The sequence below is a fragment of the Marinobacterium sp. MBR-111 genome (genome assembly GCF_040547585.1).
Taxonomy (GTDB): domain Bacteria; phylum Pseudomonadota; class Gammaproteobacteria; order Pseudomonadales; family Balneatricaceae; genus Marinobacterium; species Marinobacterium iners.
On sequence record NZ_JBEPQA010000004.1, the window covers coordinates 112,822 to 124,562 of the forward strand.

At 55.9% G+C, this 11,741-nt stretch carries 12 protein-coding genes; 4 read left to right on the forward strand and 8 right to left on the reverse strand.

The genetic code is table 11. The features are described from left to right. Positions 1-7: 7 nt before the first annotated feature. The 7 genes from ABIE61_RS04245 to ABIE61_RS04275 all read right to left on the reverse strand — a co-directional run bounded on the left by ABIE61_RS04245 (position 8) and on the right by ABIE61_RS04275 (position 5,530). Positions 8-631: a chemotaxis protein CheC gene (locus ABIE61_RS04245; RefSeq protein ID WP_354407024.1), complete on the reverse strand. Its 624-nt coding sequence runs from the start codon at positions 629-631 to the stop codon at positions 8-10. Continuing rightward, on the reverse strand, positions 632-1,003 hold the full coding sequence (locus ABIE61_RS04250; RefSeq protein ID WP_206835268.1) for a response regulator: 372 nt from the start codon (positions 1,001-1,003) through the stop codon (positions 632-634). A 109-nt stretch (positions 1,004-1,112) separates the two neighbouring features. Then, on the reverse strand, positions 1,113-2,177 hold the full coding sequence (locus ABIE61_RS04255) for a lipid A deacylase LpxR family protein (RefSeq protein WP_354407028.1): 1,065 nt from the start codon (positions 2,175-2,177) through the stop codon (positions 1,113-1,115). Then, on the reverse strand, positions 2,174-2,512 hold the full coding sequence (locus ABIE61_RS04260) for a YdbL family probable chaperone protein (RefSeq protein WP_206835266.1): 339 nt from the start codon (positions 2,510-2,512) through the stop codon (positions 2,174-2,176). The genes ABIE61_RS04255 and ABIE61_RS04260 overlap by 4 nt, the downstream gene beginning before the upstream one ends. 10 nt (positions 2,513-2,522) lie before the next feature. Continuing rightward, entirely contained in the window at positions 2,523-2,723 is a 201-nt protein-coding gene (locus tag ABIE61_RS04265) for a YnbE family lipoprotein (protein WP_206835261.1), read from the reverse strand. A gap of 105 nt (positions 2,724-2,828) precedes the next feature. Further along, positions 2,829-4,892 (reverse strand): intermembrane phospholipid transport protein YdbH family protein, encoded by a 2,064-nt coding sequence (locus ABIE61_RS04270; protein ID WP_354407032.1) that lies wholly within the window; start codon positions 4,890-4,892, stop codon positions 2,829-2,831. Continuing rightward, positions 4,889-5,530: an O-methyltransferase gene (locus tag ABIE61_RS04275; RefSeq protein WP_206835255.1), complete on the reverse strand. Its 642-nt coding sequence runs from the start codon at positions 5,528-5,530 to the stop codon at positions 4,889-4,891. The genes ABIE61_RS04270 and ABIE61_RS04275 overlap by 4 nt, the downstream gene beginning before the upstream one ends. A gap of 134 nt (positions 5,531-5,664) precedes the next feature. On the opposite strand from ABIE61_RS04275, the gene ABIE61_RS04280 reads away from it, so the two are divergent. Both ABIE61_RS04280 and ABIE61_RS04285 read left to right on the forward strand, forming a co-directional pair. After that, on the forward strand, positions 5,665-6,018 hold the full coding sequence (locus tag ABIE61_RS04280; RefSeq protein ID WP_091824882.1) for a hypothetical protein: 354 nt from the start codon (positions 5,665-5,667) through the stop codon (positions 6,016-6,018). A 4-nt stretch (positions 6,019-6,022) separates the two neighbouring features. Next, positions 6,023-6,649 carry a gamma-glutamylcyclotransferase gene (locus ABIE61_RS04285; RefSeq protein ID WP_354407036.1) on the forward strand — a complete coding sequence of 209 codons (627 nt, stop codon included), beginning with the start codon at positions 6,023-6,025 and terminating at the stop codon, positions 6,647-6,649. Here the strand turns inward: ABIE61_RS04285 and ABIE61_RS04290 are convergent, their stop codons facing one another. Continuing rightward, on the reverse strand, positions 6,650-7,939 hold the full coding sequence (locus tag ABIE61_RS04290; RefSeq protein WP_354407038.1) for an amidase: 1,290 nt from the start codon (positions 7,937-7,939) through the stop codon (positions 6,650-6,652). 229 nt (positions 7,940-8,168) lie between these two features. On the opposite strand from ABIE61_RS04290, the gene ABIE61_RS04295 reads away from it, so the two are divergent. Further along, positions 8,169-9,971 (forward strand): methyl-accepting chemotaxis protein, encoded by a 1,803-nt coding sequence (locus ABIE61_RS04295; protein WP_354407041.1) that lies wholly within the window; start codon positions 8,169-8,171, stop codon positions 9,969-9,971. A gap of 463 nt (positions 9,972-10,434) precedes the next feature. Further along, on the forward strand, positions 10,435-11,694 hold the full coding sequence (ftsA, locus tag ABIE61_RS04300) for a cell division protein FtsA (RefSeq protein ID WP_354407044.1): 1,260 nt from the start codon (positions 10,435-10,437) through the stop codon (positions 11,692-11,694). Positions 11,695-11,741: the final 47 nt, after the last annotated feature.

Below are 11,741 nucleotides of genomic sequence, written 5' to 3' on the forward strand. Positions count from 1 at the left end.
TTCCTGCTTACAGCAACTCAGCAAGGTAGCTGCGCAGGGCGGTAATAAAGGTATCAGCCGAGCGCAGGTCAATAATGAAGGCTAAATAGCCGCGCAGTGCACTGTGGCGCAGACTGAAGTCGATCTGAACCAGCATCACCAGCGTGTTTTCGTTATCCGAGTCGTACAGGCTCAGGGTGCTGGGCAGGTCGGCTGCACTGACGCTGAACGCTTTGGGAATATCGGTCTGAACCTGCTGCTTCAACTGATTGGCCAGCGTGGCCAGGCAATGGTTGAGCAGGATGTTGCCCAGCTCTGCCAGGGTCTCCTGCTCCAGCTCGGTGATCTCATCGGCACTGAGTTCTTCACCGATCATGGCGTTTACCAGCTCCAGGCTCCGGGCTTCCGGGAACAGCAACGCGGCACGGCCATTGATAAAACCTTCAAAATCCTGCAACACACCGGCCAGAAATGAGGGCAAGTCCTTGCGGAAGGCCGCCTGAGCTTCGGGTACAGAGATGAACTCTACACGCGGGACCGACAACAGGACTTCGTCATTGACCAGCTGTGACAGGGCGTTAGCAGCACGGCCAACCCCCAGGTTCATCAGCTCTACAATCAGGTCGTGCTCATCGGCGCTGAACAGGTCCATTCACGCCTCCTGACAGACAAAGGCAGCGAGCTGCTCGGCGGTGGTTGGCTTGGGCAGGAACGCCATGCCCATGTCGCGGGCGCGCTGGGCCAGTGCGTCCTGTATGTTGGCGGTCACCAGTGCCATCCGCAATTGCGGAAAACGGGCACTGAGCGCCTCGGCCAGTTCGAGGCCATCACGACCGGGCATGTTGAAATCGATCAGGGCGATATCGGCGGCTTGACTCTGCAGCAGGGTTTCGGCTGCATCAGCCGAATCAGCCTCCAGCAAATTCAGTTCCAGGCCCAGAGATTTCAGCTGACGGCTGAGACTGAGACGTGCAATACGACTGTCATCAACCAGCAGCAGGTTGATCGGTTTTGTTGTTGTCATGGTGTCAGCGTGTCGTTGCAGGAATAAAGCGAGAAGTTTAACAAGTGAAGCAATTTTAGTCAGCTGATTTACGGAATTACCCTTAAATCAGCTGACGTTGATACAGATATTAAAATGTATAGGAAACGGCAAGAGAGCCGAAATTATGGTTGCCCTGCTGAGTTTCAAACTGACGTGTGCGGTAGATGCGGGCGTAAGACAGCTTCCACTGTTGCCACGTGGCCGCAATGCCAAAGGCGACATCGCCGACCAGTGGTTCCTTGTCGACACTGTGACTGCTGCGCCAGGTGTTACCATCAAGAAAAATGTCCCGCAGTACCCAACGGCCGTCAACAGACACAAAGCCGTGAATGCCCCAGTGATGTCGAAAGCGAGGATCGCCTCGTCCCGGAACGCTGTTGTCGCCCCCCGGGCGCAGCGCCGAGGTGCCAAAGTCATGTGGCAGGTGCTTGCCGATACGATACTCAGCCCCGGTATTCAGATAGGTTGCGACGTTGCCGAGGCTGCCACCGGCATGCAGCAGGACTTCATGCTCCCAGCCTTTGCCCAGTGACTGACGCAGCCAACGGTTCTTGTGTTCATACACCAGCTGCAGCCCTGGCTCATTGCGCAACTGGTTATGCCAGCCGTTAAAATTGTCGATACCGCGCAGGTCGTGGATGAAGTCCTGTGACTCCTGTGCCAGTGCGGCGGGGCCAACCATACCAAGATTCACCTCAAAGGAGTTCATCCGATTGCGGGTTTGGGTATGGTAGCCAAAGCCCATGTACAACCAGCCTGCATAGGGGCGGTCGGTTGGGTCGATGCTGGTACGCTCGCGATCCTCCGGCGTATACATCAATTGCCCCAAGGTGAAAATCAGGCGGCGGCTCACGTCTTCGCCAAGACGGACAGGCTCAGGGTCAAGCGGTGCCAGCAGGCGGTTGGCATCACGCATCCAGCCGGGCAGGTCTGGGTCATCGATAAAGTTGTCGATTTCGGGTGATACAAACGATAGCCGCACACCATTGGTGTATTGCTGGTCAGTATCGCTGAACAGGTCGTTTTCAAAATAGAAATTGGCTGTCCAGCTTTGATCCGGGTTGAGTGAGGGTGATTCCGCCGGCGGTTGTTCGGCTGCGGTTACCGCCGAAGCCAGGCAGCCGAGGCTCAGTAGACAGAGGGCTTGTTTCACTTTCGACGCCACTGACCGTTACCATCCTGAATATACTCTCCGGCTGGGGTCATTTCCTGCAGGCGCTGGCCGGTACGCAGTTCCATTACGTCCAGTGAAACCCCGGCTTTGCTGGCTTTTTGTTGATACAGCGCGCGGCGTTTGTTGTTGATTTCATTCACCATCGCCTTTACATCGGCACTGGGGTTGGAGGTCACGATGCCGAGGTAGCCGGTGGCTCTTTCACCTACAACGCCGCTGGATTTGGCTTCGTCCAGTGACAGGGCAAAGGCGGGCATGCTCAGGCTTACAGCCAACAGGCCTGTGGTCAGAATTTTACTCAATGTGCGCAACATGGTTCGCCCCTCAGAAAAGTTCGCTGTTTTCATCCAGCATGGAGTCAATTTCCTTGTCGACCTTGACCAGAATCTCATGCTTGATCTTGACGTTGAGATTGATGGTGATCGGCTCGGACGGCGCGGCCACTTGCACGGTAGGGGTGCAGCCGGCTGCGACAAGCAGACCAAGCGCGCAGAGCGTGGCGGGCAGCAGTTGTCGGCTGAGCATAATAGGTTCCTTTTCTTGCTGGGCTGTATGCGGTCTGACACAGAATCGCATCAATGGTTTCCATTGAGCAGCAGCTTAGCTGAAAGCAGCCTTAACGGAAACGGGCTAGCGGCGGAAACGACGGTCGATGGAGTCGGTGACACGGCCTGTGAGCTGAAGCGTGCGTAACAGGTCAAGCAGGTTCTCCTCTATATTCAGGTTAAGATCGACCGGTCGGCCCTGCTGCCAGCCAGGATTGTGTCCCTTAAGCCGGGCTCTCATATCGGCATCACCGTTGGGCTGGTAGTCCAGCTTAAGGTCCAACAGTTCAAAGCGCAGGTCTGTCAGGGCACCCAGTGCCAGTTGAATGCCGGGGTTCTGTTGTCCCATCAGCGCGACTTCAGGGGAGGGTTGATAGCGGATTACGCCACCTTCTGCGCCGCTGAGCAGATGGCCGTTTTGGATGCTGACCTTATTGCCGTTGATACGGATGGGCAGCTCTCCACCCAGCACACCGCTGCCATAAAGGCCCTCCTGGGGGTACAGCTCCAGAATCCGGCTCAGGTCAAAGGCCGAGACGGCCAGGCGAGTGTCCAGATCAGGCTTGAGCGGATCAAACCCCAGCGCCGGTACTGCGATGATGCCATCCAAGGCTGACAGGCTGAAAGGGGTCAACTGCAGCCAGTATTGGCTGTTGCCATAGCCGGTCAGGATGTAGTCGAGGTCAGGGCCATGGACCCTAAGGCCCGTATCGGTATGGTCGATACTGAAGTTGCCGCGTGCGCTGAAACGTCCACTTGGCGCAAGCTCGATCTGGCTATCCAGATTCAGGCTGTGGATATGAGTGTTGTCCAGGCTGAGATTGACTCTGGTCAGTGCTGGCCGCAGCTCCAGTTGCCAATCACCTTTACTCAAACGGAGTTCACCCCCGGCCTGAAGTTGCCCCTGGTGAATATCAGGCCAGGTTGTCTGCTGAGGCAGTAAACGTTGTAATGCCGGTAACAGTGCAGCAAGTTGAACGGGTTGCAGGTTCAGGCTGGCTTGGCCATTGAGGTTGGCATCCAGTGTCAGTTCGGTGTCCAGCTGCAACGGAGGTTCCTGTGTGCGCAGGCCGACCACACCATTTATTTGCATAAGGTGAGGCTGCAGTTGCAGGTCGGCACTCAAATTGATCGGCGGCAATTCTGGAATATCCGGCTGCTGGAGTACCAGCCGGGTTGAGGGTTTCAATTGCAGGCGAATTGAGCCATCAAGAAATTGCAGGTCGGCTTGCAGATTCAGATCGCTGCCGGGCAGGGAGTTCTGGCCTGGCAGTTTGAGCCTGGCGGCAATGTCGTGCCGACTGTCGAGATGCAGCATTGTTTGCGCGTCAGGTGTCAGCTGGACCGGCAATTCCAGCTGACTGTTAAGCTTCAGCACGCCACTGAGTCGGCGCACCTCTTGTGGCAGTGAAATCTGCAATGACTCAAGGGCAGGGAGCAGGTGCTGGATATGAACCGTAGTATCGGCTTCAAAACGCCAGTTTTGTGCGTCAGGGGACAGCTGTAGTTGGCTCTGCAGTAATGGTTGCTGGGTGTTGCTCACACTCAGCTGCAGCTTATAGTCGGGATCAAAGTTGAGATCAAGATAACCAAGCGGTTGCTGATCCAGTTGGATCTGCATTCGGCTCTGCAGCAGCTGTGGCTCCAGATCCACATTGCCAAGCAGGGTCAGGGGTGGTTGCTCCGGCGCCGTGTAGTTCAGCTCTAGTTGGGCAATCACCAGTCGTCTCGAAGGGGCGTAACTGAACAGCTGTTGCGGATGGAAACGGGTCAAATCGATCGGGTCGGGTTGTAGTTGAAGCTGTTCAGCACGGCCTTTGAGCGAATGATCCGCAACGATATCGAGACGAGCCTGTTGCACGCGCAGCTCTGCCAGCTGTCCCTGCAACAGGTTGATCGGGTCGAAATGCAGCTCAACATGATCGGCGCTGAGTGTTACACGCCGGCCATCGCCGGTTTGACTGACACTTAGGTGATCAATATGAAGCTTTTCCCATGAGGGGTGGCGCATATTGAATGCGGGTGCAACGAAGCCCTGTTCAGTCAGCCAGCGCTCGATCAGATACTGGGCGCTCCAGGGCAGGGACAGCCACACCAGGCCTGCCAGCAACAGTGGTAACAGAAACAGCAGGCCCAGCCACTTCTTCATGGCAGCTTGCGGACTACGTTAAGGCCGTCGCGCACGGTCAAAAACACGTTTTCCACCTCGGGATCGGCGGCGATGAAGCGGTTGGTTTCAACCAGAATGTCGTCAATCTCGGATTCGGGCTGTACCACCTTGCCTGACCAAAGCACGTTGTCGAGGATAATCAGCCCACCGGGACGGGTCATCTGTTTAACGCGCTGATAGTAGTTGAGGTAGTTACGCTTGTCGGCATCGATGAAGGTGAAATCCAGCTCCAGATCCAGTGTTTCCAGCGTATCCAGCGCACGGCCGAAAATTACCTCGATCTTTTGACCGTGCTCGCTGCGATCGAAAAAGCCCTTGGCAAATTCGATGGCACGAGGGTTGGTTTCACAGCAGATCAGCTTGCCATCGGCTGGCATGCCTTCTGCGATTGATAGCGCGGAGTAGCCGGTGAACATGCCGATCTCCAGTGCCTGCTTTGGCTGTGCCAGGGCACTGAGCATTTTCAACGTGCGGCCTACCAGGCGGCCCGACAGTTTTTGCGGCCAGCCCATGTTGAGGTTGGTCTGGTCGATCAGCTCCTGCAGCAGTGGCGGCTCTGAGCGAGTGTTAACAAAGGCATAGTCTTCAATGGTTTCATCAACCAGAAAGTCGGGCATGGTGGTGTACCTGAATCACAAACGGCAAAGTGCAATTCTAGCATTACCCCGCAGCACTTTTCCCGGTCAGGGATATTGATACCGAAATGCGGCCTGATCTTTTACAATCTGCGCTGATTTGAAGGAGAGTTCTGATGTACGAAGCTTTGTATCTGTTTCTGGCGACGGGCCTGGTGTCCATGTCGGCGGCACTGAGTGCCGGAGCACTGAACAAGTTGCCGGAGGAGAAGCGCCCGGCGTTCATGCAGACCCGCAACGGTGCGGTGACCGTAGTGATGGCCGGCAACCTGGGAGCGCTGACACTGATCGGAGCGCTGGCTTATGGTATTCGGCACCTTGATTGGTGGATTCCCGTCAGTTGCCTGTTCATCACCTTTCCGGTGGTGCATCTGGTGCTGGTTCAACGCCTGCTGGGTGACCTCAAGGCGTTGTTGCTGATGCTGCCGCTGGTGTTGGCGTCCATTGTGGCCCTTTGGTACTTCTGGTAAGACCATGATTTCCGTTGTGGGGTATGGCTCGCTGCTGTCGGAGCAGTCCGCGCGCGAAACTGTTCCGAATCTAAGCAATTACCGTTTGGTGCGAGTGCCAGGCTATCGCCGCGTGTTTGATAAGGTAGGCATCGTGTTCATCAGTCGGCATGGCATGTCACCGGACAGTTTGGAGCTGGCCTCATGCTCCACCGAAGCGGCAGACGGTGTCGACATCATTGCCGCTCAGTTCGAGTGCAGCGAGTCTGACTTTTTGGAACTGTACGAACGCGAGCATCGTTATCGCTGGATCGAGGTGGAAACGTGTCATCTGGACACTGGTGAGCCTTCTCGAGGACGCATGTGCACAGGCTATTCGGATACGGATTACCGCCTCAACAAGTGTGTCACTGAGGCGGAATATCAGCGCCGGGTCGGGCAGTATTACGCGGGTCCGCTCTGGCGACGCGATATTCTGCCCAACCCGCGCTATCTGGCTTTCTGCCTGCAGTCTGCGGCCACTCAGGGCGAGTCGGTGCTGCAGAATTTTCTTGATACCAGTTTTACTGCTGACGGACGCTCTGTGCGTCAATATCTGGCGGATAACCCCGGCCTGATTCCGGCCGAGGTGGTTGAGTACAGCTACCGCTGATCAGCGCAGCAGCGGTTCCAGCCAGCGTGCGATGCGCAGCAGGTTGTCATCGCTGTGCGGTTGCCCAATCAGTTGAATCCCCAGCGGCAGGTTGTCGGCATCCGTCAGCCCCGGCAGTGTTACCACCGGCAAACCCATCGCTTGCCATGGACGGCTCATGTGGGGTGCGCCGGTGCGTTCGTGTCCTTCGGGCGCCACGCCCGGTGCGGCCGGTGCGAGCATGGCATCTACATCCGGGTAGCGTTGAGCCAGCGTGTCACGGATATCTGCCACTGCTTGCAGGGATGCCAGATAATCGGCGCGCGGGGTCGCCAGGCCCGTTGAAATCAGATCCTGCAGCGCCGGACTCAGAAGGTCAGGCTGGCTTGATTCAAGTGCCAGGTTGCGAGCTGCCTCATACGCCATGATCAGGCTATGATGCTGTACCAGCTCACCCAGCCAGTCACTGTTGTCGGGCTCTATTACGTCAACCCCTTGAGTGCGCAGAGTGGTAGCGGCCCGCTCGATGGCGTCTGCCATGTCCGGCTCGACCTCACCGGCGGCATCGCCCCGACACAGAAGGATGCGTTTGGGCTGCAGGGCGTCGGCTGTGGTCATCGGCTCCGGCTGGCGCAGCAGAATGGCGCGCAGCAGTTCGATATCTTCAACTTGGCGGCTGAACAGGCCGAGCGAGTCCAGTGATTGTCCCAGTGGCTGGATGCCACGCAGCGAAAACTCCCCGCGAGTACCCACATAACCCACCGTACCGCAGTAGGCGGCGGGCCTGATGACGGATGCAGCAGTCTGTGAGCCCAGTGCCGCTGGCACCATTCCATCGGCGACAGCCGCCGCCGAACCACTGGAAGAGCCGCCTGGCGTTCGTTTCAGATCGCGTGGGTTAGCGGTCTTGCCGGGTTTGAAATAGGCGAATTCGGTTGTGACCGTCTTGCCAATAATAATGCCGCCGGCCTGGCGCAGAAGTGCAACACAGCTGGCATCGTCAACCGGCTGGCGACCCTTGTGGATGGGGGACCCCATCTCGGTCGGCATATTGGCGGTGTCGATGATGTCCTTGATACCGATGGGTAGTCCTTTCAGCAGGCTGGTTTCATAAAACGACTGGTTATTGCGGTAATGTTCCAGGCAGGTTTTGGCGTCAAGGCGGTGCTGCCAGGCACCGACCTCAGGCTCGCGGGCCTCGATTTGGGCAAGGCAGGCCTCCAGCAGTTCCAGTGCGGTACAGTGACCTTCCTCGATAAGGGTAAGGGCCTTTCGCAGGCTAATGGGGGTTGCCAACTTGTTACTGTTCATCTGCGCCACTCCACGGGGTCAATACGGCGGGGAAAGAGTCGGGGCATCAGTTTGGCGCCATACGGGGCAGGGGTAAAGCACCATTAATCAATCCGTTACAAATTGTTACAGGTTTTTACACCACATGTATCACGCATGGTTGCCTGTAAAGGTAATCAGCATTACTCTTTTCGTCTGCTGCATGCGACTCCGACCAAAGTAGCAACATAACAATAATGAGTGTGCCCCGATGAGTCTCTACCAGAGTATTGAAAAAACTTTCTTCCACAGCCTGACCCGCAAAATCTGCGGCAATGTGCTTTTCCTTGTGTTCCCCAGCCTGATTCTGATCGGCCTTGGCTACTGGCTGCATTTATCCCTGCGGGATCTGCAGGTGGTGTTGGCCGATACACCCGCGGCAGGAGAACAGGTGGCGCAGCTGGCGCACACCACCGGTATGATCTCGGGTGCCATGTTGGTGTTCACCCTGGTGATAGCCGCTTTCGCGCTGTTTTTCATGCGTCATCTTTTTCTGCGACCGATTCACAGCATGACGCGGGTCCTGAGGGCGGTGAAAGACAAGGATGGTGATATCTCGGCAACTTTGCCGGTACAGACTCAGGATGAGATCGCACGCATGGCGGAAAGCTACAATGATTTCTCGGCCAGCCTGAAGCAGATGATTGCCGATACCCGTCAGCGCAGTGTGCGAGTGTCGCTCAGTGCCAGTCAGCTGCAAAAGGTGGTGCTGGCGGCAAAGGGGTCGGCCGAAGAGCAGGTGTCGAAGGCGCAGGCCGTGTTTCAGGCCAGTCAGGAGTCCACCACGGCGATCGAGGGAATCGCTGCACATACTCAAAGCATTTCGGAGCGCAACAGCCATAACCTGGCTGAGGTGAAGGATTCCAGTGCAGAGCTCATGCGGGTCAGTGAGCAGGTAGCAACCATCGAAACTCAGGTAAAGGAGTTTCAACAGGTGGTGGGGCAGCTGGCGGAAAATTCCGCCAGTATCATCAGTATCCTTTCTCTGGTGCAAGGGTTCTCTGAGCAGACCAACCTGCTGGCACTGAATGCGTCCATTGAAGCGGCGCGTGCCGGTGAAGCTGGGCGGGGGTTTGCCGTGGTCGCGGATGAAGTGCGTACGCTGTCCCAGAAAGTGAACACCGCCACCGGCGAAATCGACAGCAAGATCAACGCAATGGTGTCGCTGGTGGAAAGTACCCGCAGCGGGGCTGAAGTGATTATGCAGAACGTCTCGGATACAGATGGCTTCATCTCTCAGACCAGTCGTCGCTTCAGCACCATGGTGAGTGATTTTGAAGCGCTGAACAGCCAGTTGGGCGAGATCAGTGCCGCCATTGAAGAACTCTCCTACACCAACCGACACAGTCATGAACAGGTGTCCGATATAACCCGGTTGGCTGACAGCATTCGGCAGGAAATGGAAGTATCGAGCCAGCACTCGCAGGAACTGGATGGTGCAACCGAAGAGATGCAGGAGCTGCTGTCGCGCTTCACGATCGGTTATGGCGGTTTTGAGCAGATCATCACCACAACCCGGGAATGGGCGCGTATGGTGGAGGCCGAGCTGGAAAACCTGGCGGCTCAGGGGCTGGACCTGTTCGATACCAATTATGTTCGTACCAACAAGGACCAGTTGCCGGAGAAGTATGATACTCGCTACACGGATGCCTACGAAGCCAGGCTACGGCCACTGTTTGACCGCTGTATTACCGAAAACGACGCCTTCCTGGTGGCTGCTGGGTTTGATTTGAATGGTTACTGCCCGGCGAACAATACGCGCGTATCCAAGCCGCTTACGGGTGATTTTGAAGTGGATAACGCTCAAAGCCGTCACCGCCGCATTTTTGCCGGAACGCGCGCCGAAATCCGCCGTGCTTCCCACGACTCCCCGTTCCTGCTTCAGACCTTCATCCGTGATACCGGCGAAATTCTTAACTCCTTGTCGGTTCCCCTGTTCGTAAATGGGCGTCGCTGGGGCAGCTTCTGCGTTGCCTTCACACCTGATCACCTGCTTAACGCGACCCGCGACTGACGTTCACAGGGTCATCTGAAGGCGGCATACCGACATCGGGTTGCCGCTTTTTTTTCGTCAAAATCCCAAAACTTAAGGCTATAAAAATCAAAATCAAATATTGATTATTTCGCGTTTCGTCAAAATAAAGTTTTGAATAATCATATGTTATTCAAAATTAAATATTGATGATGGTATCATGAAAATAAATTGATTTTATTTTAACCAGCGGCAACTCCATTCACCCTTGGGCAAAGCAGGTTGCTGAAAAATAACGAAAAAACGCTAAACAACGGCAAAAACTTGCCGATATAAAATAACGTGCTGGTTGTTGATTTTTTGACCATGTACCGGCGATACTTACTCGCAGCTTAATTCGGTAGCTGTTTGAAGAACTGGCCCGGATTTTGCGTGTAATATGGCAACAGAGATGAAATCAGGGTTATTCCCTTCCGCCTGTCCAGCTGGGTTCAGAGCACACAATATGGTGACTGCACATAACATGATCGTTGCACTCGATATCGGCACCTCAAAGGTGGTGTGTCTGGTGGGCGAGTTGACCCCTCAGGGCACCATCGAAATTATCGGTGTTGGTGCTCAGCCTTCGCGAGGGTTGAAACGCGGTGTCGTGGTCAACATCGAATCGACGGTCAGTTCGATCCAGCGCGCGGTTGAAGAAGCAGAACTGATGGCTGGCTGTAAGGTTCACGGCGTGACCGTGGGCATTGCCGGCAGCCATATTAATAGCCTGAACTCTCATGGCATCGTTGCCGTGCGTGATCGAGAAGTATCCGACTACGATCTTGAGCGAGTGATTGATGCGGCGCGTGCCGTGGCCATTCCGGCAGACCAGAAAATCATCCATATTCTGCCGCAAGAATACCTGATTGATAACCAGGAAGGGATCAAGGAGCCGCTGGGAATGTCTGGCGTCCGACTTGAGGCCAAGGTTCATCTGATTACCGGCGCAATTAACGCGATTCAGAACGTCGAAAAATGTGTCCGCCGCTGTGGTCTTGAAGTGGATGCGGTGGTGCTGCAGCAGCTGGCATCCAGTTACTCCGTACTGACGGATGACGAAAAGGATCTGGGTGTCTGTATTGTTGATATTGGCGGTGGCACCACTGACATTGCCGTATTTACCGGCGGGGCTATTCGTCATACAGCCGTCATCCCAATCGCCGGCGATCAGGTCACCAGCGATATTGCCATGGCGCTGCGCACCCCGACTCAGCATGCCGAGCAGATCAAGATAAAATACGCCTGTGCACTGGCTCAGCTGGCCAGATCAGATGAGATGATCAAGGTGCCCAGTGTCGGCGACCGCGCACCACGCGACCTGTCACGTCAGGCACTGGCTGAGGTGGTTGAGCCGCGTTATGAAGAGTTGTTCACCCTGGTGCAGTCGGAGTTGCGCCGCAGCGGGTTTGAGGATTTGGTGGCAGCCGGGATCGTGCTGACCGGTGGAACCGCCAAGATGGAAGGCGCCGTAGAGTTGGCGGAAGAGATTTTCCATATGCCGGTACGGCTGGCTAAACCGCAGGGTATCCGCGGTTTGGAAGCTCAATTGAGCAACCCCATTTATGCCACTGTTATCGGCTTGCTGCACTACGCACGCCAGGATCACGGACCGGTCAGCCCGGTGCCGGAAATTGAAGAATATGAAGACAGCCTGCGGCCACAGCGCAGGGCTGAAGGCAGCCTGATCTCGCGTATGAAGAACTGGCTGCAGGGCAATTTTTAAGTTTGGGCAAACAGCGGTACCCGGCGACAGAGCGGGGCCGTATCTGG